The organism is Rickettsiella endosymbiont of Dermanyssus gallinae, from assembly GCF_019285595.1.
GTDB lineage: Bacteria > Pseudomonadota > Gammaproteobacteria > Diplorickettsiales > Diplorickettsiaceae > Rickettsiella_B.
The window spans coordinates 1-26,992 of the sequence record NZ_CP079094.1 but is presented as its reverse complement, the minus strand read 5'-3'; the positions used below and the strand labels follow the sequence as shown (position 1 = coordinate 26,992).

Genomic DNA, 26,992 nt, shown 5'->3' with positions numbered 1-26,992 from the left:
AACTGAATATTAGTTTAGCAAATGGTATATTTAAGAATAATTAATTTATTTATAAAATAGATTCAATTATCAAACACGCTATGCGATTTTATTATAAATTACCTTAGGAGATAGCAATGCTTGCAATAGCAGCAGGGGTCACCACGATAGCAGCAGGATTCACGGCGGGTCAGTTTATACATACGCTATATCATGAACTACATAATACACTCGTGGCCGAAGAAACTTTCCACCACTTTTATAAAGGGGGGAGTTTCATTGTATATCTCGCCCAAAAGCAGTATCAAAAACGCCAAGATGAACAAAATCCAGATCAGCAAGTAGAGCGAAATGCAGAAACACTCTACAATTTTGAGGCTACCGGCAATGCTGCCAAAGCCATTCTGGACATTAAAAAAGAAGCTGAAAAGTATCTGGCCAATCTAAATAATCGTGTGGCAGATTTAGAAAAGGCACTAAAATATTTTACAAAAGTTAATACAACTTTAACAAATCTCATGTCTGTATTGACCTCTAATGACTACCGCCAGCTCCCCACCTATTTAATAGAGATTAACAGTTACTTTCAAATCTTTGAAAACAATTTCAATCTATTTTTTGACTCAATTGTATTGCCACCTCGTCAGACGTTGTATATCGCCGATTTATTACGTGAAGAAAAACCAAAAGCCACAAGCCTAATTACACGATATAATAACCGCCTAAAAAGCATTAAAGGTTGCTTTGAACAACTGAAAAAAATAGAACAAGCAATTGCTATTCAGCTTTATCAAGGCTTCAATGCCGCCCGTAGATTGCGACCTAATGAACCATTACGGCAAGTCATCCAACTATGTATAGATGACCCAAATCAAATATCGAAAAGAATGCATGCGCTCCTACCAAACAATCAAGCACTTGCCACTAGCTGCACGGATACACTCAAGCTATTTATAACACTTAAACAAGCCTATAAAACAAAACTGACCAATCCCTTGGAAGCCAATCCAAACTGGTTTCCCTTGCTGACTACAGCTCAACAGATAAAAGCGGGACGACGTATTTTTCTACATGCGATGAATAATAATAAGACCCGTCTCTCCGAGGAAAATAAATTACTGATCGCCAAAATTTTCTGCCGTGAACTCGATTCTAAATACGAGATGAAACAAAATGACATCGATATGCAGGCTTATGAGATGGCCGGCGTCTTACTCAAGTGGCAAATCCAAAAGTGTGAAAAACTTACTAGGTTTCTCAGCAAACTGGAGGAAGGCAAGCCATTGCCGGACAAGGATCCCGACGGACTGCTAAAGTGGCTCGGAACGGAAAAAATAGAGCAGACTCCGGTCGAGTTGTTCACAAAAATCTTAGTTTCTCCCTGTTGCTTCAATCAGAGCGGTACAAAATCAGCAAGTGACAACCTCGAACGTTTATCGCTTGCTGAACTAGGTAACCTTATTAAAAAACATCTGGGCAGTCATGGGGGCGCTATCTGGAAAAAAAATGATACATTGATTCAGCTACCTAAATCATTCAAGACGAGTATTTCTGAGAAAGATCGCATGGAACAGGATGAGCCATCACAAAACCCTAACGTCGTCTCTCCGGTGATGCAGAAACTGGCCAAAGCGCTTATAGAAGATCTTCAACGGTTAAAAACTGAGCTGCAGAAAAATACAACGCCTTATTTAACCCAGAAAAGCATCTTTAGCAAAAAAATAGACGAATTCTACAAAGTACAAAAAGATCAACAACATAAGGCGGGCGTGACACGCATCAAGAAAGCCGAGAGTGATATCCGTAATATTACCTCTTCAACCAGCAAATTACTTCCTTACCTGTATCAGACCGAGACGATCAATGCAGGAGGTAAAAAAAAGAGGAAAGTGCCAATAGTGCCAACTAAAGATGATTTATTACACGTGATTTATATAGGTGTCAATCCGAATGGGGGTTTTAACCGGAAAGGGCATTCTGAAACCTCTTCCCCATCCAAGCAACTCGCACATTATTTTTACCCTAAACAAACAGGTGATTCAAAAACGAGCGCTTGGTTTTACGCTTACACAACCTGTCAAGTTGATAAGGTGACTGCATTAGCTCACTTATTTTCTGGCTCCTTAGCTTTGGCAAACATGCCCGAATCACTGGAGGCTATTAAAAATGAGCTTGCAGTACAAACTATTTTTGAAGATCCCAAAAAAGTATTGATCGCTAACAGTAAAGCGTTGAACGGCGTGGCGCCGAAAACGGCAAAAGAAACACAGGTTCTTTTTCAGGAATTGCTACATTACTTTGGGTTAGCTCTAGTGAGAGTGAAACCAGAGTACCGCAAAAAATTACCATTCGCAAAACGGTGGAAATTTACCCTTAGGAATTCAATTAAATTTAATCATAAAATTGAACGACTTGGACAAAAGCGACTGGAAAGCTCTCAAAAATATATCGGTTATTTATGCGCTGTATTCTCTGGAAAGAATATAGCTGCTATTAACAATGCTTTAGAGGACTTGAATAAAAACTACAATGAAATATATGAGAAAGCTGAACGTACCGATAGAAGTGATTTACATACCATAATGAAAAAGATACAAGAGGGCCCTGTTTTAGAGATTATAAACCAGGTGGAAAAAGCTTTATCGATGACACAAAAAATAGAGGAAATTGTTAAACGCAAAGAAACAGAAGAGGAACAAAAAGAAAAAGAAGCCGCACAAGCGAATGCAACACGGTTACGCGCTGAATTAGCCAAAGCCAAACGAAAACCACAGACGCAACCACAACCAGCTATAGAAAGATCATGTACAACCCTATTTAAAGCTAAAATCAAACGAAACTCGCAAGCGCGACCACAACCAACTGTATCAAGATCGTGTACAACTTTATTTAAAGCCAAAGCCAAAAGCAAACGAAAACCACAGCAACCACAACTAGCTGCATCCCAAGCATCGAATACTGTTGTTGATAATCTTATTTTACCAGGATGTAGTCATCATGGATCCTAACGAAGATATTCTAGTTGCAGAGTTTGCAGACTCTGAAGAGCAGTTGTTACAATTCAAATCACCCCTTAAGTCACCCCTCGAGCTCTGGGTAACAGATTGTTTTTCGATGTCTGCGACCAAACACCAGGTATGGGCATCCAATTGGATCGAATCCTTGCGAGTGGGACTGAGAGAGGCAGATTCAAAGACCATTAAACACGGATATCAACAACTCACTGATCAACTCACAAACCTGCTGCAACAGCAACACTCAATAAATGATTGGGTGTCTGCTTTATTGCTACAGTTAATCGCAATGTATGTCTATCGAAAGAACGCTATAAAACAATGCTATCCGGATCAATTAATTGAACTCCAAGCAAAGCAATGGAAAAAGCATGCCACTTGTGTGATGGTGAATGTACCTACAGAGGTTTACTTAAATCTGTTGCTCCAATTAGTCGATGAAGCCAGAGATAACAAACCCATCGACAACACACTAGATCGTGCTTTACTTAAAATTCATCAACATGCATTGAAGTTCTGCTTTAAACAACTTTTGAATGAGCTGCGTAATACGACACAAGACTGTCCGCCTCCCGATGCAGAATCTAGCGTATATATGCTCTATGAAAAAATAGTTTGTATGCTACATGTTTATATCAATCAATTATCTACTTTAAAGCCAAAAGAAAAAGAACTTTTACCGAATCGGTTATTGAACCAATTAACACAACTTATAGAAGAAACTAGCACACTGGATTTATCGCCTTCCTGGATGGATCGTTTGAAGCAATGGATAGAACTGTTTTTTGGCAAACTACAGTTGTTGTATAAGGAAATATCAAGCGCAGAAAAAATTTCATCTTCAGCGCTACGGACTATCAGTGAGCGATTACAAGAAGCCACTAAAAAAGCGGTTCAGAATAAAAAATTACAATCTCCTGAATCCATTGAATTGATACGAAAACGTTGTTGGTTATATTTTTCATTGCATGAAAAACTCATCAGCCAATGGGGGAATAAAGAGAAGCATGCGCTGGAATATCAGTCTACTGCGCTGGCATTATTTGAGAGTTTTATGAGTACGTTTGACTGGCCAACTACGTTTAACAAAGGGATTTTACGCGCGAATCCTCTAAAATCATATCGATCTACCCAGAATACTTTTGTCTGGTTCACTCGGTTTAAAGAAGAAATTTTACACGGGAACCCTCTAAAAGCATACCAATCTGCCAAGCAAGTAATACCAGTTGAGCACTGGGAACCCTTAGTAGATAAGGCCTTAAATAAACTGTGTGTTGATTTCTTTATGAGGGACTGGGCTAGGAATCATGGTTGCCCTAATAAGAGATCCTTTCTACAGTGGCTACTCTCTCGACAGGAACCTCGTCTAATAGCCAAGATCAAAGCTCACGTAAACTCCCAAGAGACGGAACTTCAGCAATTAAATGAAGTTTCCACGGTTGAAAAAACAAACATCTATGGTTTTGTGCAAGCTATTTACGAAGATTTATGTGCTGATTTAAATCAGATCACACAAATGATTCTAAGCATTTGGTTTCAAAAAATTGGCTTCAATATTCCTCACAAGGATTTAGGCAATTTTTTATCAGAACCAGGGCGCTGGTTATGCCAGACAGACCAAGCGCGACCAACGCGATTGGACGTCGATATTCCTTTCTTTACCCTTTTCATGTTGCAAGCAATTGAGCGCTTAGGTAAGTGCTTAGGCGTTGGTGTATGTTTTTTTCCATCGCTCCAGCAACACTGGTCCGCACATCAAAAAGCGTTGGCGGCACATTCAGGTAACGCCGCCGAATTTGTACATAACCAGAATAAAAATATTGCTACGATTATAAGAAAATTATACTTGATATTTCACACGGACCACAAACCCGATGCCGATACTAAAGTAAAGGATTGGGCAACCTGCTATATTCCAAAGATTAAATCTATTAAGGATGATTTGGCAAAATTCAGAAAGCGGGACCAAAAGGAATTACAAAGTCTCGATGCTATAGAAAAGGCTCAAGCATTATTAGACAATCTGAAAGAAGTCGTACTCGATGGCATGAATTGTCATCTCAGAGAGTATAGCCAGGAAACCCGTCAACATAATAGTGTACTTAAACAGATAGAAGCCGATACAGCCAAAACACGTAAAGAGAAAGAAGCCATACAAGCGGAGATAGTACATTTACGGGCTGAATTAGCTAAAGCCAGAGCCAAACGAAAACCGCAAGCGCGATCACAACCCACTGTAGCAAGATCACGGGCGGCTCTATTTAGAACCAACGTCAAACGAAAACCGCAGATGCGATCACAACCTAGCGCGCCTCAAGATACAGAAAGAGCAGGATCAAGTAACTCGGTTTTTCCAAATAGATAGGGCTTTTAAGTGCCACAAAAAACACCCAAAAAGCTCGAAAAAACTTTACCAAAACCCTAGCGTAAGCTATTGATTTTACGGGGCTATAAAAGCACTAAAACAACCTACTCTCTTCGCCATAAAAACAACTAAATTAGTCATCTTTTTCTCTAACTTACCTTAAAAATCCGTGCGCGACTTTTGCGCGACTGAACATGATACTCATAGCCATTATTATACAGTTGTAAGGATCGTCCGGTTTATAATAATGTTCTTTTTTCAATAACTTATAATGTAAGTAGCCGATTTGTAATCAGTAGGTCCCGGGTTCGACTCCTGGTTTCGGCACCAGTTAAATTCCTTTAAAATCAACAAGTTATATAAAAATCTATTTCTCTTTAATTTATAAAAAATTCTTTGGGGTTCCTCTGGGGGTTCCTGCGAGATACTTGCTAGGACATGTTATTAAAACAACGATCTGGAAAAAATTAATTTTTTCCATTGCATCAGATAAAAAATATCGGGAAGACATTTAGTCTTCCTCAATATCTATTAATGGATTAAATAATTTTTAGGCGATGGCTGGTATTTCTACTTGGAAGGTTGAGCCGTTGCCTAGACTACTCGTTAGGCTGATTTTTCCATTTAACTTTTCTACGAGCTGTTTAACGAGATATAAACCCATACCAACCCCTGTAAATTCTGAGCTTTTGTAAGAAGGCTTAATCTTCTCATATTGTTCAAATATTCGATCGTGATTGCTTTTATCAATCCCTATACCCGTATCAGATACTTCTATCTTTAACTTACCTGTAGTCCGCTCAAAGGATAAAATAACCTTACCCTTAGGGGTAAACTTAACCGCATTAGATAGGAGATTGGCCAAAATTTGTTTCAATCGGATGTTGTCACTAACAATTTCTCCTATATTTTTATCTACTTGTAGTTCAAATTCTAAACCATTTATAGATATACTAGGTTTTATAAGCTCTTCCATTTCTTGAGCAAATTCGTATAAAGCTATCTTATCTTTTTTGATATCATCGATGTTATTCTTTTCAAGCGCAATGATGACTGAATCTAATATTTCTAGTAATTGATTACCTGATTGATAAATTATCGTTCCATTATCTTTTACTTCTTCAGGTGTTTTTAATCCATACATTGCTTGGCATTGAGCAAGGCCTACAATTGCAGAGAAAGGCGTTCTTATATCATGTGCCATATTCATGACAAATGCGCTCTTTGCTTGTTCTGCTTGTTTTTTTTCGGTTATATCAAAGCTTATTATGACAATTCCCACACATTGATTATTTTCCATTATTGGCTGTTTCATGGATAAATAGTATTTATCCTCAAATTCTTCTTCAGTGATTTCCTCCTTCAAACTTTTCATAATTTTTTTACAATTTTCCCAAGCAGATTGATCAATCTTTTCTGCTATAACTTCTCCTTTAGAGATAGTTGATTGCATTGATTTATTTTGAATAATGGAATTACCTTTAATATCAAAGGCACTATAGTTAACACCAAATGTGTCTAGCATTGAAGAAACAATACAAGTGAGTCGCTATGCTCCCGAAGAATTTCGGCCATCGTGTCCCCGAAATTCGTTCGCATGACGCGACTGAAATTAGGCCGCGATACGTCCTGCGTCCGGCACGCACTCACTCCTTCGGAGTTCATGCCCGTGCCTCCCACAAATGACTTTACGGCGTGATGCGTTTCCTGCTTCGCCCGTCAACGCACGCCTATCGCGGGCTCTTCGACTTCGCATTGCTTTCACAATGCTTTCCTGTCTCATCGGTCGAATTAACCAAATCAATGAGTTTGTTAGAAGAAGAGTTAAGCATGAAAATTCCCTGTTAGTTTTATAATATAAATTAAATAGAACACCGTTTTAATGTACTATTGGTCAACTTATTGTCATCTGACGTAACGACGTCTTTTACAATACTGCTTTGATGAAATGAAACCCCATCAAAGCAACATTCTTGAAGAGTGGCTAATTCTTTTGAAAATAAGCTAGCATCATTTTTTGCTATTTCATGAGCTTTTATTGCTTGCATAAAAAAATTTAGTTTAGCCTGTGTTGATTTATGGCCAGCTTGATCCAAAGCACACATGGTTTTAAACATAGATTGAAATAAATTTTTTTGCGGGCTATAACGAAATTTAGGGGGGATTAACATATGACCAATATAGATCATCGGACCAGAATTTAGTTTATCTAGGGTATAATGTATTGCGCCATTAAGTTCATGAGAAGGGTAAGTTAAAACGCCTTGTCCCAACGAAGCGATTGCTGCTGATTCCTCTAGCAAGTAGTCAACCGCGGCCGTAAAGCCTGCTTTATGCTTATGGCTATTAGCTAACCCTTCAACAATTGCTACAAATCCCGTATCTTTATGATAAAGATCATTAACATCTAATTTCGTTTTCTTATAAGCTTCAGTTTCTGTTACCGTTTTCCAATTAATTAACTGATAAGCGATATTTGCTCTATTTAGTTTATTAAGCGCTTCTGCATTATCCTCTACCCATTTCTTACCCCACAATAGTGCTTCTTGCTCACCAACATAAAACCTATGCAACCAATCACTTAAAACCACTTTAAATTCTGAAACTTTACTTTTATTTTCGATAATCCAATCAACAAGGGCTTGGAAATTATTGCCCGATTGTCTATCGTTGCCTTTACTAACCCCGTATATTAAAATTGACCCTTCAGGTAATTTAGAATGGAATTTTACCTTATTTATATAATCTTCTGGCATATTATTTTTATTATTTATAGAAAAAGATGCCATTCTAGTATACATTAAAATGTAATAAAACCTATACCGCTTCATAGCCTACACTCAAATCAAGTCCTTTCTTCATAAGACATTTTTCAATCGCCTTTTTGAGCATCTCTATATAAATAGGTTTTATTAAAACCTGCTGAGCACCTAACTCTTTGCATTTTTCTTCTTTTTTTGAGTCGGCATGTCCAGTACAAACTATTAAAGGCGTTAACTGATTAAATTCAGATTTTCTGGTTTCTTCAATGACCAATTCACCTGAATCATCCGGCAACCCTAAATCTGTTACAATTAACGTATAAGGTTTATTTTGTATAAATTGAATTGCTGTTTTAGCGTCTCTTGCTATTTCAACCTGATATTCTAAAAGATATAAAAAACGACAAAGTGCCTTTACTTGAATAGCACAATCTTCCACCAATAAGATTTCCTTTACTATTTTTTTATCTCTTATCTCATTTTGTTGTTCCACTTTTTATATCCCTTTAAGAGCTTTAAAGCGGTAAATTATAGAGAAAAAACGGCACAATAAAATATAGGAATTTCCCTGTAGGGCTTTTACTGTAGTTTTTAAAAAAGATCCGATATATCTGATAGTTTGTGAAAATTAAAAATTGACAGCGTATTATTTCCGGTCCCGAGAGTGTTTTTTGTTTTTATCGATAATATTATTTATTCCAATGTTTTCTTCCAATAAATAAATCCATCCTTCTTTTATAGCTCGACTTACTATTTCGAGTTGTGACCTACACTGTAATTGCTGCTTCAATTGTTTTATGATGCAATCTATTCTTTTCCTAGAAAGGCTTAATATAGATGCCATTTTTATGGCTGAAAAACCAAGTGAGTCGCTATGCTCCCGAAGAATTTCGGCCATCGTGTCCCCGAAATTCGTTCGCATGACGCGACTGAAATTAGGCCGCGATACGTCCTGCGTCCGGCACGCACTCACTCCTTCGGAGTTCATGCCCGTGCCTCCCACAAATGACTTTACGGCGTGATGCGTTTCCTGCTTCGCCCGTCAACGCACGCCTATCGCGGGCTCTTCGACTTCGCATTGCTTTCACAATGCTTTCCTGTCTCATCGCATGAAGAATACATTTAAGTACTTGTACTTCACGTTTTGTAATATATTTCTCACCCCAAAAAGAACCTAAATAAAATTTCTGTTCATCCTCACTCAGCCTACCCGTTTTTTTTCGAATATCCATATCGATATCGTCAATAATAATATTTGTTGATATAATTGCTACTAAATCACCATTATCTTTACGTAATCCTGTTTTACTAACCAACACTTTGTGCATTCCCGATGAGCCTTGTATCATTTCCAAACTATTGATTTGTATTTTTTTGTTTAAAATAAGATCGCCATCTGCTTGAATAAAAGACTCTGCAGACTCTTTCCATATCATGTCGTAATCACTTTTTCCCTTAATATTTTTAGAAGAATCAAGTCCTGCCTCCTCAGCTACTGATTCACTACACCCAATGTAGCTAGAATTAAGGTCTTTTAGCACATAGTAGTTATTGTTTTTCAAAAATTTATTTAAAATTTTATTAATTGATTTCATTTTTATTTCTCTAGAATTTAAAAATTCTTTTATTATTGATATATTTTAAGTCCCTTCTTATATCGAGCTATTTTTTCAAAATAATGCAGAGAATATTTTTTTAAATTTTCTATTTGATTTTCAGTTAATTTTGACTTTATTCTTCCGATGCCAATTACGAGCGATCCATCAGGAATTTCTTGATTTTCAAGCACCAACGCTTTCGCTCCAATCATACAATTTTTTCCAATAACGGCATTGGCTAAGACAACAGCACCTATACCAATCACGGAGTTGTCCCCAACGCTTCGTCCATGGAACACAGCGTTATGTCCCATCGTCACATTTTTCCCTATTTTTATTGAAAGCCCAGGATCAGTATGGACAATAACTCCGTCCTGGATATTCGTATTTTCATCAATTTCAATAACATCATTGTCCCCACGTACAACGGCATTTGAAAGGATAATAACGTTATTATGGATAATGACGGAGCCAATAATATCGGCGCTGGCAGCGATAAAATGATTATCGCCAATGAACTTTGGCACTCTACCTTCAAAAGAATAAAGCATTTGAAACATCTCCTTGAGATTTAATTTTATACTAAAATACCTTTTCTTTTTCCTGGTTTTTTAACGCTGCTTTGAGTTCACTAATTTCCTGGCTTAGTTTTTCCATTAAGCTAGTATCTCGATAGGCTGTCAGGACACTCATTAGTGATTTGGCCTGGTCGGGGGTTATTTCCTGTTTAACCACATCCCTTAAAATAGCGTTACCTGCTTCCAGTAAAGCGCCTGACTTATACAGATCCTTAGGTAACGTTAGGTTAACGGGTCTAGCTTTGGCTTTAGGAATTAATCGTTCCAAGCAAAAACGTAAGGTATTAGCATCACCTGATTGTGCTAATTCAATCGCTTGCGCTACCAGCTTATCCGCATGAGACTCAAGTAATTGCAACCATCGTGTCTTTTTGTTTAACGTTCCCTTCGGTTTGCCTTTGGGGTTACCGCTTTGGCCTGGTTGGTATTTCATTTTCTGTATATTCCCTCTATTTTTCAGGATTAGCAAAAATAGCCCGTGAGATTTGTGAGATCTAAAAACCCTTTAAAATCAAAGTGTTAACGGAGATATTGTCTCTCAACTTTACTTTTTCCACTTGTGAGATTTGTGAGCTAGTTGTTCATTTTTTTATGGAAAGCTAAATTTCTCACAACTCTCACATCCCTCACACACCTTTTTAGCTAACTCTCGTTTTTTCTTCTTCCTTAGGACCAATAATGTGCGCAGCAAAATGATACAAACGAGCGGTTCTACCTAATGCAGGAACATAGATTGATGCATCTACTTGACCACTTGATGGGTGTTCTAACAAAAAACTTTTCCTAAGCAAAAGTGCTGTGACTGCTTGTGGCTCAAATCCTTTACATAGCTCCTTTCTATAAGTTTCTGGGAAAACATAATAGTCCCCTGAAGTCATTTTATGGTGCGACTCGTCCTTAAAACCTGCTCTATTCCCCTTAGAGGATGATTCCACCGATGAGACAGGAAAGCATTGTGAAAGCAATGCGAAGTCGAAGAGCCCGCGATAGGCGTGCGTTGACGGGCGAAGCAGGAAACGCATCACGCCGTAAAGTCATTTGTGGGAGGCACGGGCATGAACTCCGAAGGAGTGAGTGCGTGCCGGACGCAGGACGTATCGCGGCCTAATTTCAGTCGCGTCATGCGAACGAATTTCGGGGACACCATGGCCGAAATTCTTCGGGAGCATAGCGACTCACTTGTAAAGCTCCACTCCATTGCCTCACCCTATGTGGATTGAAGTATTTGTCAGAGGCTTCTAATTCAATTTCCACTCCCTCCGGGTAATTAATAACCATAGCCTCTATCTTTTCAGGAGAGATAGGTAAAATAATATCTGCTAAAGTATGTAGAATATAAAGTTTAATTTTCCCTTCCATGGCTGCATATAAAATCTTGTTGACATGTTTTTCTTCATATTTTTTTATCAAATAAGATAATTCATCTCTGCCAATACCTAACATTTTATTTTCTATATTATGGTTAAGTTTTTCAGAGTCTACTTTAGTTCCTGATATTTCTGCTAATTTATTGAGAAAACTATCGACTTCTTTTTTATTGATCCATAAATCATTAAAACCAATATCTGTCGTATCAGTTAAACTATCCAAAGGGTTCGCATAACAGAAATTTCCCAGCACAATACGAGCTGAGTGAGGATGATTCTTTCTTATTTTATCTATAGAGCCAGATGAAATAGCTAAAAAATAATTCTTTCTAGGATGTTGAGCATATAATTTAATATTATCTTTTACTGCTTCCATTAGAATTTTTTTGACGTTTTCTTCATTATATTCCATTGTAAGTAGCGTCAGATCGTTCTTATTAACATCAAACATTACTATTTCCTTATTTTATTTGACGAATATAATTTCCTCTAATTTTTCTCCCCACACCGCTATAGCGTGTCTCTTTTCTTTATCATAGCTATGACGGTCATAGATAGCGGTAACACCTTTTTCAACATGGTTTAAAAGCTTGCTCACTACCAATCGTGAAGTACCCAAGCTAGCTATATGGCTTGCCGCTGTACGGCGCAAACGATGAGACAGGAAAGCATTGTGAAAGCAATGCGAAGTCGAAGAGCCCGCGATAGGCGTGCGTTGACGGGCGAAGCAGGAAACGCATCACGCCGTAAAGTCATTTGTGGGAGGCACGGGCATGAACTCCGAAGGAGTGAGTGCGTGCCGGACGCAGGACGTATCGCGGCCTAATTTCAGTCGCGTCATGCGAACGGATTTCGGGGACACGATGGCCGAAATTCTTCGGGAGCATAGCGACTCACTTGTCATGTGGTGTAAAGGATTTAGCAGAGTCAAGAATCTGTAGATTTTTAAGTAATGCATGATCAATAGACGAGCCTGTTAAAGACTGATTTCCGACACGGGAAGGAAACAGCCAAGACGTATGACCAGAATATTTTTTCAACTCTACCAATAGAGAAAGCGCTAATTTTGACAACGGTACGCGGTGTGCATTTCGGTTCTTTGCCTTATGACTAGGAATCGTCCACCACCCTGTTTTTAAATCCATTTCTTTCCATTCGGCCGACACAACTTCTCCTTTTCTTTGTGCTGTCGTTAACTGTAGCTTTAGGGCTAACTTAATCAACTCTGAACAACTAAATTTATCTAGCCCAACCCAAAAAAAACGAATCTCATCAAAAGAAAGTACACGATCTCTTTGATTCTCTAATGCAGGGGCTTTCATATTGTAACAGGGAGTTATAGGAAGTATCGAGCGTTCAACCGCAAAATTAAACATTTTACGAATGACTGCTAGTGTCCTATTAGCCGCGATCGGAGAGCCTCGTTCAATCACTTTATCTAATAAAGAAATAACATCATGTTTCTTTATATCTTTAGCTTTTTTCTTTCCCCAAACTGAAAGTACATCTTTCTTTAATATACGCTCGTCTTCTTTCCAGGATCGTTTACGTTTTTTAGCCCATTTTTCTAAATACTCTTCAATAAGACCGGGTATGGTCTCTGCATTTTTTGAAGCAAGCTGGGTTTCTTGTTTGATTACGTTAGGGTCTTTCCCACTGCTTAATACACGTAATGCTTCAAAATGCTTTTGGCGTGCCTCATTTAAGGAAACGAGAGGATAAGTTCCTAACGTCATCCTTTTCTTTTTACCTTCAAAATGATAAAGAAAAACCCAAGATTTCTGATTACTAGGGAAAACTCTAATACCAAACCCTTGGCCACTTTTTTCTCTTACGTCATAACGTTGTGGCTTTGGCTTAAGTGACTTAATTAGCTTATCTGTAAAACGAGAGTTTTCTTTTTGGGGTTCCTTTCGGGGTTCCTCTAATAGCATGGCAAGCACTGTATTATTATGAAAACAGATGAAACATTATAATACAGCAACTATTTTTTTTATGCTATAAAAATAGAGTTTTTATGAAAATATAGAAATGCAGTGAAAATCTTTGAAACAAGAACATGTCCCGATTTGTAATCAGTAGGTCCCGGGTTCGACTCCTGGTTTCGGCACCAATGATCAACGCCTTATCGATAACTACTCTCAAATCAATTTCTAATGTATCAAAGTTTATAGGAAAAGTTTTAAGCTAAATTAGCTTTTATACTGAAACACTTCTACATAATTGAATCTCGCATGTTGTAGAAACCTATCAAACACTTACTTTCATTACAGTCTTATTTAAAATAAATCAAACAAATAATAATTTTTTTATTTATTATTTTCTCTGTTAAATTTTTAAAAGAATCTAATACCGTTGCTGTTTTTTGCAATACTGTGTATTGCTTAAAAATAAATAACGAAATTAACTCATATCAAAAAAATATAGCTACATTTTAAGCCTTATACTGATAAATATATATTTGATAAGAATTATAGTCACAGGAATATTAATCCGGTATTATGGTTTTATTAAGCATTCCTTAACAAAATGTTAAAGGAAATTAATTTAGTAATAAAAATTTTAAAAACTATGCGTATAACTCTAAAACAACTCGAAGTGTTTGTTGCAATTGCAAAGTCTGGAAATGTTAGTCATGCCGCTAAAAAAATGTTTCTTTCACAATCGGCTTGCAGTATGGCACTTGCAACACTTGAAGAACAATTGGAAGGTTCTATCTTTGATAGACATGGAAAACAATTGTTTTTAAATGAAAGAGGCCGGTCTTTATTACCTAAAGCAACTACTATCATATCTCAAATAAAAGAACTTAAAGATATGATGACTGAAAATAAAAAAGATAATTTATCCGGTCAATTGGTCATAGGCGCAAGCAAGACTATTGGTAACTACCTATTACCTCAGCTTATTTCTGAATTTACTGCTGAACATCAAAACATACAAATTAAATTAGAAATAGCCAACACAGAAGTTATTTTATCTAAGTTACTTTCGTTCCATATTGATGTAGCGCTCATAGAGGCCAATTGTTATTCTGACAAAGTTAATACCTATCCCTGGCGAAAAGATGAACTTGTGATTGTCGCTTCTCCAAAAAACCCTTTAAGTAAAAAAAAGAAGCTTACTTTATCTGATATCGTTAATGCACGCTGGCTACTTCGAGAAACAAACTCCCAAACCCGTGGAAAACTAGAAGAGGCTATTGGTGGAAAAATAAGACCTTTTTTAGAACTAGATGATACGGAAGCGCTTAAACAGGCTACGCAAGCCGGCCTAGGCATTAGCTGTCTTTCTAGAGTCGTCGTGGGAGAACACTTAAAGAGTAACAAATTAATAGAACTAAGGACTCCTTTTTTAAACCTAAGCCGTGAATTTCACATCTTAATTCACAAAGAAAAATACCAATCCACCGTTATCTCTGAATTCCTAAAAAAATGCGGTTAGCGCTTTAGAACTCTATTTTAGCAACAAATCAAGTGAGTCGCTATGCTCCCGAAGAATTTCGGCCATCGTGTCCCCGAAATTCGTTCGCATGACGCGACTGAAATTAGGCCGCGATACGTCCTGCGTCCGGCACGCACTCACTCCTTCGGAGTTCATGCCCGTGCCTCCCACAAATGACTTTACGGCGTGATGCGTTTCCTGCTTCGCCCGTCAACGCACGCCTATCGCGGGCTCTTCGACTTCGCATTGCTTTCACAATGCTTTCCTGTCTCATCGCCGGTATATTTTTTCTGTTGTTTTTATATGCACGATTTTTTGCTATAGTTTTTAGCTATCTGTTCCCTTATAAAGGGTTATCCTTATCATCATGCAATCTATTTTAATTTTAGGTGCCACCTCTTCTATAGCTAAAGCCTGCGCTGAAATTTTTGCAGCGCGCGGATATTCACTTTTTCTAGCCGGCCGTAATTTGCTTGAACTAGAGCGCCTATCAAAAGATTTACAAATACGGTTTAAAACGCAGGTTTATTATTCCTATTTTGATATTACCGCATTTGACTCACACCCGGATTTCTTCAAAAAAGTATTGGAAAAAATAGGTAGTCTACAGGGCGTATTAATGGCTGTGGGATCTCTAGACAAAAAATATCCTCATACAGACATTATCGCCGCTAATTTTTCAGGTGCCGTTTCAATATTAGATATTTGTGCTAATTACTTAGTTTCACAAAAAAAAGGATTTATCATTGGACTCAGTTCTGTGGCTGGCGATAGGGGACGTCAAAGTAATTATGTCTATGGCGCAAGCAAATCGGCATTAACCACTTATTTACAAGGTCTACGCGGTTCTTTAACCGCCCATCAAATCCATGTACTCACGGTTAAATTGGGTTTAATCGATACAAAAATGACATTTGGTGGAAGCTACCCCATATTCTTAGCTGCCTGCCCGCAAAAAACGGGGTTAAAAATCATCAAAGCCTTAGATAAAGGAAAAGAAAGTGTTTATATTCCAAAAATATGGCGAGTCATTATGTTAATAATCCGATTGATTCCAGAAAAAATTTTTAAATATATAAAAATATAAGCCTATTACTGAGCCGTTTTTTTAGCCTGTGGTTTTCGCATCCCAAAAAATAATATGTCCTGGCTTTACGATTTTACTCAAATACTCTACTATTTTTTCTACTTTGCCGTTATCAGCGTCAAAAAATTCGATCACAAGAGGCAAACTAAGAGAAAGATCGACCAATGAAGGCGTAGAATTTCCGGTTTCTCCAAAACCATTAATGGCCCGAAATACACTCATTCCCGGAACATGCGCTTCTGACTTTAAGTAATCAACTATTTTACTTAAAAGATGAGAACCCTCCGTTATATAAATTCTCACCACCACAATATCCATTGTCTTCATAAACTTCTTCCCATGACAACGCCGAACCATGTAGCGATTAAACATAACCCTACTCCAAGAAAAATATTCATAACGGCATTTAGCCAATGGCCATTCTCAAATAAATTAATCGTTTCTATTGAGAAAGAAGAAAAGGTGGTATACCCGCCCAACATACCAACTAATAATAATGCCCTTAATTCGGAGCTAAACTGCTCAAAACGATCTAATAGGAAAACAAATAACAGTCCCATCAAAAAGCAACCACTTATATTGACAATTAACGTGCCAATAGGAAACTGCGGTTTAAAGAGCCTATAAACACCGTTTGATATGCCGTAGCGTAAAACGCCACCTAGGCCAGCGCCTATAAATATAAAAAAACTGTGTTCAAATCCTTAGAACTCCCAAGCTATCCTTCCGTTTTCCTAGTAAACGCTTCACTTATCAGCTAATACACTGACTTCCTTTGAAACAGTTTGATAATCCGCCATTTGATCAAAATTTAAGTATCGGTATAAATCATCTGCCATTGTGTTTATAAACTGTATTTTTTCCTTATATTCTTCTGTACTAGGAAGATAACCTAAGGTTGCTGTTATGGCAGAAAGTTCCGCAGAAGCTAAGTAAACATTAGCGCCTTTTCCCATACGATTAGGGAAGTTTCGCGTTGAGGTTGAAACAACAGTCGCGCCATTCTGTACTCTTGCTTGATTACCCATACATAATGAGCACCCAGGCATTTCGGTTCGAGCACCTACTGATCCGTAAATAGCGTAATAACCTTCTTGCATTAGCTGATGGGCATCCATTTTTGTAGGTGGTGCTATCCACAAAATACTAGGTAGATGCCCAGTAACATTCTTTAATAAGCTTCCTGCCGCACGATAATGCCCTATGTTTGTCATGCAAGAACCTATAAAAACTTCATCTACCTTTGTCTTTGCTACTTCGGATAAGGGTTTAATATTATCCGGATCATTTGGGCAGGCTAATAAAGGCTCTGTAATTTGATTCAGATCGATATCAATCACTTCTGCATATTCAGCATCAGTATCGGGTTCTAATAAGACGGGATTAAGTAACCAATGTTGCATCGCATCAATACGGCGTTGCAAACTACGTACATCTTGATAGCCATTGGTTATCATCCATTTTAATAAAGAAATATTCGAATTTAAATATTCAATGACCGGCTCTTTATTTAAGCGCACGGTACATCCATTGGCTGAACGTTCTGCCGATGCATCAGCAAATTCGAAAGCTTGTTCAATCTTAAGATCAGGTAAACCTTCAATCTCTAAGATACGACCTGAAAATATATTTTCTTTATTCTTGCTCGCTAAGGTTAGCAATCCTCGTTGTAATGCTACATAGGGAATAGCATTCACAAGATCTCGTAGCGTAATCCCTGGTTGTATTTGACCTGTAAATCTTACTAATACAGACTCTGGCATCGTCAACGGCATCACACCCATCGCGGCTGCAAAAGCAACGACACCTGAACCACCAGGAAAACTAATACCGATTGGAAAACGTGTATGTGAATCGCCACCTGTACCTACGGTATCGGGTAACAACATACGGTTAAGCCAGGAATGGATAATGCCATCGCCAGGGCGTAAAACAATACCGCCACGTGAAGAAAAGAAATCCGGTAAGCTATGTTGTGTTTCAATATCAACCGGTTTGGGATAAGCCGCTGTATGGCAAAAGCTTTGCATAACCAAATCGGCTGAAAACCCTAAACAAGCAAGCTCTTTGAGCTCATCACGTGTCATCGGACCCGTTGTATCTTGGGAGCCGACGGCAGATATCTTAGGCTCGCAATAAGTGCCTGGACGTATACCGGCCAAGCCACAGGCCTTACCCACCATTTTCTGCGCTAAAGTAAACCCTTTTGCACTTTCTTGGGCAATTTTTGGCCTATAAAAAGCATTCGAAAAAGACAATCCCATTGCTTCACAGACTTTATCCGTCAAGGATCGTCCAATAATCAAAGGAATTCGGCCGCCGGCACGTACTGCATCCAGTAACGGGGGGTTGACTTCAAATCGTGCTATTTCTAATCCTTGCTCATCGGTTATCCGGCCTTCATAAGGATAAATATGGATAACATCGCCCGTATTTAATTCACTAACATCCACTTCTATGGGAAAAGCGCCTGAATCTTCAGCGGTTGTACGAAAAATTGGGGCAATTGTTCCACCTAAAATGATACCGCCACGATGTTTGTTAGGTACAAATGGAATCGGCTCGCCCATATGCCATAATACGGAATTAATCGCGGATTTACGGGATGAACCGGTCCCTACAACGTCGCCTACAAAAGCAATGGGATAACCCTTGGATTTTAAACCACTGATTATTTCTAGCCCTTCTGGCATGCGGTTACGTAACATTTCTAAACTATGTAGTGGAATATCGGGCCGACTCCAAGCCTCGGTCGCTGGAGATAAGTCATCCGTATTAATTTCGCCTGATACTTTAAAAACCGATACGGTTAGTTTGTGAGGAACTTCAGGCTTAGAAGTAAACCATGCAGCGTTTGCCCAAGCCTCTATAACCGGCTTAGCAAATAAATTTCCTGTATTGGCTTTTTCAATCACATCGTAGCAAGCGTCAAACATCAATAAGGTATGTGACAGCTGTTTTGCTGCGGTATCTGCCAAACTAGGATGATCCAGTAATTCGATAAGAATAGGGACATTATAACCACCTAACATGGTTCCCAGTAATTCAACCGCCTGAATAGGGTCTATAAAAGGGGATTTTGTTTCGCCTTTAGCCAAAGCAGCAAGGAAAGCGGCTTTAACATAAGCGGCAGGATCAACCCCAGGCGCTATACGCTGGCTCAATAATTCAACTAAAAAAGGGCCTTGAACATCCTGTGGTGGGCTTTTAAGGAGCTCAACTAATTCTGCTACCTGCTCAGCGCTCAAAGGTAATGGTCCTATCCCTTCACTGGCACGCAGCTGTACATGTTGCTCATAAGCCTTTAAAAATTGAGTTGTAGAAGACACGATAAACCCCACTTATTCTTTTAAATAAGGCCGATTATACTCTCTTAAAATAGTATAAGTAAGCCAAAATCTAGAGTTAATTATGACCCATTTAATCCATCAACGTCTTTTACAAGTAAAAACACAGATAGCCGAGGCTGAGCACCGTTTTCAGCGTCTAAATCACTCTGTCAAACTAATCGCTGTTAGCAAATCACAAGCTATACCCGCTATTAAAGAAGCTATTGACGCAGGGCAATTCGTGTTTGAAGAAAACTATGTTCAAGAAGCATTAGAAAAAATAAAGCAATTACAAGCTAATCATTTAGAGTGGCATTTCCTGGGGGCATTCAAAGCAATAAAATTAAGCTTATTGCTGAAAATTTTCACTGGGTACATAGCCTCTGTGAAATAAAAACCGCCACACGTTTAAACCAATATAGGGCAATCAATTTATTGCCACTCAATGTCTGTATTCAAATTAATCTTGATGAAGAACCTAATAAAGCGGGCATCTATTTGAAAGATCTTACGGCATTTGCACAATCGTTAGAAAAACTTCCCTACTTAAATTTACGTGGCTTAATGGCTATACCTAAAAAAAGAACTGAGTTTTCAGCACAACGTGATAGTTTTAAAAAGTTACATCGTGCTTTTGCAGAGTTGCAACAATTAGGTTTTAAAATAGATACTTTATCGATGGGCATGTCAGGTGATTTTGTAGCTGCTATTGCAGAAGGAGCAACCTGTGTCCGAATAGGCACGGCTATTTTTGGACACAGATCATAGTCACGCTAAGTCTTTACCAGAAAGCTCAGCTTAAAAACGTTCTTTTATATAATCTATTAGTCTAGATACATTAACCCGCGTTTGCGCCATAGAATCCCTATCACGCACCGTGACGGTATCATGATTCGCAGTATTATCACTTTTGCCAACCGTATCAAAATCAACTGTCATACAAAGTGGCGTTCCAATTTCATCGTGTCTTCTATAACTTTTACCAATATTACCTGTATCTTCATAGGCAATCCGTCCTAAACCTAAAGACTGAAGGGATTTCTTAATCGCTTGTGCTTTTTCTACAATTGCACTTTCGTTACGTTTTAATGGAATAATAGCGACTTTAACCGGTGAAAGATGTGGTTTTATTTTTAAAACAATACGCTCTTTATTATCGGCTAATTTTTCTTCTGTGTAGGCCTCTGTTAAAACAGCTAATACACCTCTATCTAAACCTGCGGAAGGTTCAATAACGTAAGGTAAGAAATGCTGTCCTGGTGGATCTTGAACACTCAACTTGGAAACACTGTCTTTATTAATCGCAACGTTTGCATTTATTTTTAAATCTTGTTGTGCTTGTGTATGGGATCCCAAATCATAATCTGTTCTATTTGAAATACCTTCTAACTCCTCAAAACCATGGGGAAATTGATATAAGATATCCGATGTCGCTTTCGCATAATGCGCTAATTCTTCTTGAGGTTGTTTAAATAATTTTAACCGTTCGGGTGATAACCCTTGTTCTTTCCACCACGCTAAGCGTTGCTCTACCCAATATTCCTGCCATTTTTCATCTTCACCGGGTTTAACAAAAAACTCAATTTCCATTTGCTCAAATTCTCGCACCCGAAAAATAAAATTACGCGGCGTTATTTCATTACGAAATGCTTTACCTATTTGAGCAATGCCAAAAGGCAATTTAGGTGCCATAGAATCCATAACATTTTTAAAATTAGTAAAGATTCCTTGCGCTGTTTCTGGACGTAGATAAGCATAAGAATCTTTATCTTCCACTGGCCCTATATTGGTTTTAAACATCATGTTAAAGGATCTTGGATCTGTTAAATCCTTTGAACCGCAATTTTCACATTTTCCTTCAACAAGATGATCCGAACGCCAACGTTTTTTACACTTTCTACAATCCACCATTAAATCTGCAAAGGTATTTTCGTGGCCTGAATAGAAAAAAATCTTTTTCTGCGTCAAAATAGCGGCATCTAAACCGTAAATATCATCACGCTCATACACATTTGATTTCCACCACGCCGCCTTTAAATTATTTTTTAATTCCACACCTAAGGGACCGTAATCATAAACACCTTGCAGCCCCCCATAGATTTCTCCACTTTGAAAAATAAATCCTTTGCGCTTACATAAGGAAACGATTTCTTCTAAATTTTTTGCCGCCATAGTAAATTTCCGAAATGTGTATTTATTGCCAATTTATTAACTTAATGAGAATTTATAGCAGGTTTCGCCACCCCTGTTAAGCGCTATCTTTTTCCTAAAACAAAAAATCTATTCAAGCGCCTTCTATGAAATAACTGTCCAAAATAGCCCCTAAGCGTGTAAAATAAGCGATATTTTCTGATATTAAGACTATTTTCTGACATTATGCTATCTATTATTAATATTTCAGCCTACCGGTTTGTGCGTTTACCGCATGATTTACTTGCAGAACTGCAAATTAAATTAAAAAAAGAAACACAGCAATTAGGGCTAAAAGGTACTATTTTACTAAGCCAAGAAGGCATTAATCTGTTCCTGGCTGGGCAAAGAGAAGCCATTACCAAACTTAAAGAACAGCTCAACAGCATCCCATCTTTTGAAAACCTTACCTTTAAAGAAAGCTTGTCTGACTTCCAACCCTTTAAGAAAATGTTTGTTAAAATAAAAAAGGAAATCATCCCCTTTGGTATTGACGCTATCCGCCCTGAAGTCCATACAGCCACTTCAATAACACCTGAAACCCTAAAAAGCTGGTTTAAAGAACGACCGGATCTTGTCTTATTAGACACGCGGAACAGCTTTGAAGTTGAATTTGGAAGTTTTGAAAATAGCTTACATTTAGAACTTAAACATTTTAGAGACTTCCCTGTAGCAGTTCAAAAATTACCCGACACTATTAAAAAAGCCCCAGTGATTACATTTTGTACTGGCGGAATACGTTGTGAAAAAGCCTCTGCCTTTCTTATAGAAGCTGGTTTTGACGAGGTTTATCAACTAGACGGGGGGATACTCAACTATTTTGAAAAGTGTGGTGGCGATCATTATGATGGCCTGTGTTTTGTATTTGATGACAGAAAAGCACTGACTCCTTCTCTAGAAGTCTTTGATAGCACCAAAAGTCCTTAATATAAAATAAGCTATAATAGATATGAATTTAATTGATTAATTACTTATGAAAAAATTCCTTTTTTTCCTTATAGTACCCTTTTTATTAACCGCTTGTGGCCCCCCACTGATCTTTGGCATACCTCAGCAACGGTGGGATCAGCTGAATCAACAACAACGTAATCAAGTTATTGCTGGATATAACCGACAAAGGACAATCGAAGCCCAAACAGCACCTATTACCGATGCCATTAATGCGCTTTCCTATAGAAGAAACTATGGGTTTTATAACTTCCCTTATTATCCTTTTCCTTATTACCCTTACTGACAACCCAAAAGGTTTCACGTGAAACAATGGCCTTTTGTTACTTTATCGCACGAATTTTAATCCTAAGATTGAACCAATCAATAATATCAAGAAAAATACCCTCAAATAACTGATAGGGTCTTTAAAAAAGAACATACCAATTAAAGCCGTTCCAAAAGCACCAATTCCCGTCCATACGGCATAAGCTGTCCCTAAAGGGATATGAGTCAATGCTTTATTTAAAAAAAATAAACTCAGGCAGGAAAAAATTATAAACCCTAAGGTATAGGGTATCTGCGTAAACCCTTCTGATAGTTTCATACAGGTTGTAAACCCTATCTCAAACAGTCCTGCTATCATTAAAATGAACCAAGCATTCATATTACCCCCTTATTAAAAGCATTTTTCTAGGATTTGCCCATTTTCTACTTGAAATGTTTTTCCATTCACACTGTCATTTAATGACTTAATCAAGTTAGCTTCAATTACCGTAACAAAAACCTGCGATTCTAGTCTATTTAACAATGCAAGAAGATATCCTTGCTTAACCGCATCAAGCTCTGCAAACAAATCATCGAATAAATAAATACATGATTTATTAGTTATCTTTTTTAACAATAATCCTTGCGCTAACTGTAACGCATAGGCTAATAATTTTTGCTCCCCACGTGATAATACTTCATGAGCTGGATTACCGCGTAATTTAATTAATAAATCTGCTCTCTGTGGACCATATTGAGTATAACCTAGACTAGTATCGCGAGAAAAAGATCGGTTTAAAACCTCTTCTAAACTAGATTGATGGTCCCAGCCCTGATAAAAATCAATTTTTAATTCTTTTAAATCAACCAATTCACCTATTAACTCTGTAATCAATGGCGTTAATTGTTGTAAGTACTTTTCCCGCATGCGTGTTATTTCAACAGAAAATTCTATTAACTTACAATTCCATACTTTTATTTGATCCGCTACTATTTGTCTTTGTAATGCTGCATTTCTTTGTTTTAAGGTTTGTTGGAATTGTTGCCATATTGAGAAAAAATGGGGTTCCACGTGAAACGCTCCCCAATCTATAAATTGTCGTCGCGCTTTAGGACCACCACTCAATAAATAATAACTGTTTGGACTAACAAACTGCGTAGGAAGCAATTTAACTAGCTCGCCAATAGATTCAACATTATTACCAATTTTAATTCTAGTTTTCCCTTGTCGCGTTTTTTCCAATCCTAGCGTAGTTGTAAATGATTCTCTCAAAACAACAGAAAATAGATTAAATTGACTTGCGTCATAGTGAATAGCGCGGCTTGCTAATGCGCTTCGAAAGGAACGACCTGAACTTAAAAAATGGATGGCTTCTAATAAGCTCGATTTTCCACTGCCATTAGACCCATAAATAAAATTAAATCGGGGGGAAAACTCAAGATCTAGATCAACAAGGTTTCGAAATTGGTTTATTTTTAGACGAAATACCTGCATGAGGCCTTATAAACGCATCGGCATAATAACGTAAATGCTGGTATTTTCTTCAACGGATTCTAATCTTACACTGGCATCCGTTGAGGTTAAGGTCATTCTTACCAATCCTGTTGGCAAACTATTTAATACGTCTATTAAATAGTTAATATTAAACGCGACGGTAATTGCTTCGCCTGAAAAATCAACCTCAAGTACATCTTCTGCATCTTCCTGATCAAGGTTATTAGCAAATATGCGCAATTCTTTCGCCTGCATTTCTAAACAGATACTTCTATGCTTATCATTTGATAAAATACCTACTCGCATTAAAGAAGATTTCAGTAAATCCCGATCAACGGTTAAAGTTTTATCGCCACTTTGTGGGATAACGCGATCGTAACCTGGAAACTTTCCATCGATAAGTTTAGAGGTAAAGGTATAATCCGGCATATTGACGCGTAATTGATTGTTATTTAATGAAATAGTGACGTCATTCTCTTCATCATCACTCAACAAGCGCGAAAGTTCATAAACTGCTTTTCTAGGGATAATAAATTGATTATCACTTAATGAAATATCACTCTGCTTCAAATTTGTCCTAGTATGGGAAATCAAAGCTTTGATGCTGGTTGCCAAACGATGTCCATCTGTTGCTACGGCACGTAAGCTTCCTTGGCCGAATTCCCACAACATTCCGTTCAGATAATAACGTACATCCTGTTGAGCCATCGCAAAATTAGTCGCCTCGATGAGAGAACGTAATCGTTTTTGAGGGAGTGTGAAGGTTAATTGTTTATTATTTGCACTAGAGGATTCTTCAGAAATAGGAAAATCAGTGGCTGGCAATGTCGCTAGATTAAAACGACTACGGCCACATTGCAGAATAAGTTTATCGCCTTTTTGTTGAAGTTTTAACAGGCTTTCTTCGGGTAAACTTTTACAAATATCTACCAGTTTACGTGCTGGCGCCGTGGTCTTACCTTCTTTACCGGCGTCTTCTAATGCTATCCGCCCTGATAGCTCTACTTCCATGTCTGTGCCTAATAACGATAATGCCTTATCTTTTAAATTTAAAAAGACATTAGCCAGTATAGGTACTGTCTGACGACGCTCAATAACCGCAGTCACAAGTTGTAATGGTTTTAATAAGGCTTCACGATTAATTGTAAACTGCATTTTTCTTCCTCAATTTGATAGCGTACGCAATAAATTTATAAAGTCCTCAGCGACACCGGTATTGGTTTTTTTTAATTCTTGTATTTTACGGAACGCGTGCAGCACCGTCGTATGATCACGTCCCCCAAATGCTCGACCCAATTCAGGTAAACTATGATTTGTTAATTCTTTAGCAAGCGCCATTGCAATTTGTCTAGCCCTTGCTAAAGAAGAGGTACGACGTTTAGAAATCAAATCAGATACTTTAATTTTATAATATTCAGCAACTGTTTTAATAATATTATCTACAGTTACTAATTTATCCTGCAAAGCAAGCACATCTTTTATAGCTTCTCTTACTAATTCTAACGTAATTTGACAACCCGTGAATTGTGCGTAGGCAATCACGCGTTTCAAAACGCCTTCTAACTCTCTTACATTTGAATGAATACGTTTACCAATAAAGAAAGCAACTTCTTGAGGCAAATTAACTTTTGTTTGTTCTGCTTTACTAATTAAAATAGCAACTCGCGTTTCTAGATCAGGCGGCTCAATAGCAACAGTAAGTCCCCAACCTAATCTTGATTTTAACCTTTCTTCTACGCCGGACATTTCTTTGGGGTAACGATCACAGGTCAAAACAATTTGTTGCTGGCTCTCGAGTAAAGTATTAAACGTATGAAAAAACTCTTCTTGTGATCGATCTTTTCCGGCGAAAAACTGGATATCATCAATCAATAATGCATCTAAGGAACGATAATATGTTTTAAAGTCATTGATTGTGTTGGTTTGCAGCGCTTTAATCATATCGGCTACAAAACGCTCAGAATGTAGATACAACACTTTTGCATTTGGGTTTTTATGCAAAATAGAATTGCCTATAGCATGCATTAAATGCGTTTTACCTAAACCTACGCCCCCATAAAGTAACAAGGGATTATAGGCGCCACCAGGATTTTCACCGACTTGTACACTTGCAGCACGCGCTAATTGATTAGATTTACCTTCAACAAAATTTACAAAAGTAAAGTTGGTATTAATGTGCGTAGCCGACAATCGGGTTGTTTTAACCGGTGCTTTTACTTCTTGTGTGTGTCGTAATGCCGGCGCGCCTTGATTAGCACGACTGCCTACTTTTAAAATCACTTCGGGAGGAACATCATCCAATCGTGTCAAAATTTGATTAATGTGCACTAAAAAACGCTCATTGACACAATGCAATACAAATTGATTAGGTGCCCACAATACAAGCTGATCTTCTTTATGCTCAGCCTGTAACGGGCGAATCCACGTATTAAAATCTTGGAGAGAAATATGGTTTTGCAAACGATCCAAACATTTTTGCCAAACGAAAGTTGCTGTTGCTAAAACACTTGTCACAATAATTCCTCTAGATTAAATAAAATGTTTAACCGGCCTAAGTTCATAGCATAATTCTAATCGCTTATCTACCCTC

The 26,992-nt window shown here is 37.8% G+C and carries 30 protein-coding genes; 10 read left to right on the top strand and 20 right to left on the bottom strand.

All coding sequences use genetic code 11. The features are described 5' to 3' along the window. Positions 1–116: 116 nt before the first annotated feature. Both KX723_RS00145 and KX723_RS00140 read left to right on the top strand, forming a co-directional pair. Positions 117–2,987 (top strand): hypothetical protein, encoded by a 2,871-nt coding sequence (locus KX723_RS00145; protein ID WP_218814130.1) that lies wholly within the window; start codon positions 117–119, stop codon positions 2,985–2,987. After that, complete coding sequence (locus KX723_RS00140) at positions 2,977–5,358, top strand: hypothetical protein (protein ID WP_218814129.1); 2,382 nt, start codon at positions 2,977–2,979, stop codon at positions 5,356–5,358. The genes KX723_RS00145 and KX723_RS00140 overlap by 11 nt, the downstream gene beginning before the upstream one ends. Before the next feature lie 550 nt (positions 5,359–5,908). On the opposite strand, the gene KX723_RS00135 is transcribed toward KX723_RS00140, so the two are convergent. The 9 genes from KX723_RS00135 to KX723_RS09700 form a co-directional block, all read right to left on the bottom strand. After that, positions 5,909–6,883, bottom strand: a complete 975-nt coding sequence (locus KX723_RS00135; RefSeq protein ID WP_218814128.1) for a sensor histidine kinase — start codon at positions 6,881–6,883, stop codon at positions 5,909–5,911. 87 nt (positions 6,884–6,970) lie between these two features. Continuing rightward, the gene (locus KX723_RS00130) at positions 6,971–7,141 is read right to left on the bottom strand and encodes a hypothetical protein (RefSeq protein ID WP_218813323.1); all 171 of its coding nucleotides are present in this window, start codon (positions 7,139–7,141) and stop codon (positions 6,971–6,973) included. A 79-nt stretch (positions 7,142–7,220) separates the two neighbouring features. Then, the gene (locus KX723_RS00125; protein WP_218814127.1) at positions 7,221–8,147 is read right to left on the bottom strand and encodes a hypothetical protein; all 927 of its coding nucleotides are present in this window, start codon (positions 8,145–8,147) and stop codon (positions 7,221–7,223) included. A gap of 28 nt (positions 8,148–8,175) precedes the next feature. Then, complete coding sequence (locus KX723_RS00120; protein ID WP_218814126.1) at positions 8,176–8,613, bottom strand: response regulator; 438 nt, start codon at positions 8,611–8,613, stop codon at positions 8,176–8,178. Between the two features lie 153 nt (positions 8,614–8,766). Further along, positions 8,767–9,018 carry a hypothetical protein gene (locus KX723_RS00115; RefSeq protein ID WP_218814125.1) on the bottom strand — a complete coding sequence of 84 codons (252 nt, stop codon included), beginning with the start codon at positions 9,016–9,018 and terminating at the stop codon, positions 8,767–8,769. A gap of 37 nt (positions 9,019–9,055) precedes the next feature. Continuing rightward, a complete protein-coding gene (locus KX723_RS00110) occupies positions 9,056–9,715 on the bottom strand; it encodes a hypothetical protein (RefSeq protein WP_218814124.1) in 660 nt (219 codons plus the stop codon). A 32-nt stretch (positions 9,716–9,747) separates the two neighbouring features. After that, positions 9,748–10,278, bottom strand: coding sequence for a gamma carbonic anhydrase family protein (locus KX723_RS00105; protein WP_246562462.1), 531 nt, complete (start codon positions 10,276–10,278; stop codon positions 9,748–9,750). A gap of 22 nt (positions 10,279–10,300) precedes the next feature. Further along, positions 10,301–10,729 (bottom strand): DUF5681 domain-containing protein, encoded by a 429-nt coding sequence (locus KX723_RS00100; protein ID WP_218814123.1) that lies wholly within the window; start codon positions 10,727–10,729, stop codon positions 10,301–10,303. Positions 10,730–10,934: 205 nt separating this feature from the next. Continuing rightward, entirely contained in the window at positions 10,935–11,069 is a 135-nt protein-coding gene (locus KX723_RS09700; protein WP_281421155.1) for a hypothetical protein, read from the bottom strand. A 164-nt stretch (positions 11,070–11,233) separates the two neighbouring features. Here KX723_RS09700 and KX723_RS00095 point away from each other — a divergent pair, with 164 nt between their 5' ends. Next, on the top strand, positions 11,234–11,404 hold the full coding sequence (locus KX723_RS00095; RefSeq protein WP_218813323.1) for a hypothetical protein: 171 nt from the start codon (positions 11,234–11,236) through the stop codon (positions 11,402–11,404). Between the two features lie 11 nt (positions 11,405–11,415). On the opposite strand, the gene KX723_RS00090 is transcribed toward KX723_RS00095, so the two are convergent. Next, positions 11,416–12,114, bottom strand: coding sequence for a hypothetical protein (locus KX723_RS00090; protein ID WP_218814122.1), 699 nt, complete (start codon positions 12,112–12,114; stop codon positions 11,416–11,418). A gap of 204 nt (positions 12,115–12,318) precedes the next feature. On the opposite strand from KX723_RS00090, the gene KX723_RS00085 reads away from it, so the two are divergent. After that, positions 12,319–12,489 (top strand): hypothetical protein, encoded by a 171-nt coding sequence (locus KX723_RS00085; protein WP_218813323.1) that lies wholly within the window; start codon positions 12,319–12,321, stop codon positions 12,487–12,489. 67 nt (positions 12,490–12,556) lie between these two features. On the opposite strand, the gene KX723_RS00080 is transcribed toward KX723_RS00085, so the two are convergent. Then, a complete protein-coding gene (locus KX723_RS00080; RefSeq protein WP_218814121.1) occupies positions 12,557–13,597 on the bottom strand; it encodes a tyrosine-type recombinase/integrase in 1,041 nt (346 codons plus the stop codon). Between the two features lie 595 nt (positions 13,598–14,192). Here KX723_RS00080 and KX723_RS00075 point away from each other — a divergent pair. After that, positions 14,193–15,107, top strand: coding sequence for a LysR substrate-binding domain-containing protein (locus KX723_RS00075; protein ID WP_246562461.1), 915 nt, complete (start codon positions 14,193–14,195; stop codon positions 15,105–15,107). A gap of 103 nt (positions 15,108–15,210) precedes the next feature. Here the strand turns inward: KX723_RS00075 and KX723_RS00070 are convergent, their stop codons facing one another. Then, the gene (locus KX723_RS00070; protein WP_218813323.1) at positions 15,211–15,381 is read right to left on the bottom strand and encodes a hypothetical protein; all 171 of its coding nucleotides are present in this window, start codon (positions 15,379–15,381) and stop codon (positions 15,211–15,213) included. Between the two features lie 93 nt (positions 15,382–15,474). On the opposite strand from KX723_RS00070, the gene KX723_RS00065 reads away from it, so the two are divergent. After that, complete coding sequence (locus KX723_RS00065) at positions 15,475–16,194, top strand: SDR family NAD(P)-dependent oxidoreductase (protein WP_218814120.1); 720 nt, start codon at positions 15,475–15,477, stop codon at positions 16,192–16,194. A gap of 21 nt (positions 16,195–16,215) precedes the next feature. Here KX723_RS00065 and KX723_RS00060 read toward each other — a convergent pair whose 3' ends face one another. From KX723_RS00060 to acnB, 3 genes are all read right to left on the bottom strand, one after another. Then, on the bottom strand, positions 16,216–16,521 hold the full coding sequence (locus KX723_RS00060) for a DUF190 domain-containing protein (protein WP_218814119.1): 306 nt from the start codon (positions 16,519–16,521) through the stop codon (positions 16,216–16,218). Further along, the gene (crcB, locus tag KX723_RS00055) at positions 16,518–16,871 is read right to left on the bottom strand and encodes a fluoride efflux transporter CrcB (protein ID WP_281421191.1); all 354 of its coding nucleotides are present in this window, start codon (positions 16,869–16,871) and stop codon (positions 16,518–16,520) included. The genes KX723_RS00060 and crcB overlap by 4 nt, the downstream gene beginning before the upstream one ends. A 69-nt stretch (positions 16,872–16,940) precedes the next feature. Beyond that, complete coding sequence (gene acnB / locus KX723_RS00050) at positions 16,941–19,523, bottom strand: bifunctional aconitate hydratase 2/2-methylisocitrate dehydratase (protein ID WP_246562460.1); 2,583 nt, start codon at positions 19,521–19,523, stop codon at positions 16,941–16,943. 82 nt (positions 19,524–19,605) lie between these two features. On the opposite strand from acnB, the gene KX723_RS00045 reads away from it, so the two are divergent. Further along, a complete protein-coding gene (locus KX723_RS00045; protein WP_218814118.1) occupies positions 19,606–19,917 on the top strand; it encodes a type III PLP-dependent enzyme domain-containing protein in 312 nt (103 codons plus the stop codon). Further along, positions 19,833–20,291, top strand: a complete 459-nt coding sequence (locus KX723_RS00040) for a YggS family pyridoxal phosphate-dependent enzyme (RefSeq protein ID WP_218814117.1) — start codon at positions 19,833–19,835, stop codon at positions 20,289–20,291. The genes KX723_RS00045 and KX723_RS00040 overlap by 85 nt, the downstream gene beginning before the upstream one ends. A gap of 30 nt (positions 20,292–20,321) precedes the next feature. Here KX723_RS00040 and KX723_RS00035 read toward each other — a convergent pair whose 3' ends face one another. Then, the gene (locus KX723_RS00035; protein ID WP_218814116.1) at positions 20,322–21,695 is read right to left on the bottom strand and encodes a glycine--tRNA ligase; all 1,374 of its coding nucleotides are present in this window, start codon (positions 21,693–21,695) and stop codon (positions 20,322–20,324) included. A 204-nt stretch (positions 21,696–21,899) separates the two neighbouring features. Here KX723_RS00035 and trhO point away from each other — a divergent pair, with 204 nt between their 5' ends. Beyond that, positions 21,900–22,640 carry an oxygen-dependent tRNA uridine(34) hydroxylase TrhO gene (trhO, locus tag KX723_RS00030; protein ID WP_218814115.1) on the top strand — a complete coding sequence of 247 codons (741 nt, stop codon included), beginning with the start codon at positions 21,900–21,902 and terminating at the stop codon, positions 22,638–22,640. Positions 22,641–22,686: 46 nt separating this feature from the next. Further along, a complete protein-coding gene (locus tag KX723_RS00025; RefSeq protein ID WP_218814114.1) occupies positions 22,687–22,947 on the top strand; it encodes a putative periplasmic lipoprotein in 261 nt (86 codons plus the stop codon). Positions 22,948–22,989: 42 nt separating this feature from the next. Here the strand turns inward: KX723_RS00025 and KX723_RS00020 are convergent, their stop codons facing one another. From KX723_RS00020 to dnaA, 4 genes are read right to left on the bottom strand one after another with little or no spacing between them, the layout of a single operon-like run. Continuing rightward, positions 22,990–23,307: a DMT family transporter gene (locus tag KX723_RS00020; protein WP_218814113.1), complete on the bottom strand. Its 318-nt coding sequence runs from the start codon at positions 23,305–23,307 to the stop codon at positions 22,990–22,992. Positions 23,308–23,319: 12 nt separating this feature from the next. Continuing rightward, entirely contained in the window at positions 23,320–24,402 is a 1,083-nt protein-coding gene (recF, locus tag KX723_RS00015) for a DNA replication/repair protein RecF (RefSeq protein WP_218814112.1), read from the bottom strand. 6 nt (positions 24,403–24,408) lie between these two features. Continuing rightward, positions 24,409–25,557 carry a DNA polymerase III subunit beta gene (gene dnaN, locus KX723_RS00010; protein WP_218814111.1) on the bottom strand — a complete coding sequence of 383 codons (1,149 nt, stop codon included), beginning with the start codon at positions 25,555–25,557 and terminating at the stop codon, positions 24,409–24,411. A 9-nt stretch (positions 25,558–25,566) separates the two neighbouring features. Beyond that, entirely contained in the window at positions 25,567–26,916 is a 1,350-nt protein-coding gene (dnaA, locus tag KX723_RS00005) for a chromosomal replication initiator protein DnaA (protein ID WP_218814110.1), read from the bottom strand. Positions 26,917–26,992 lie beyond the last annotated feature (76 nt).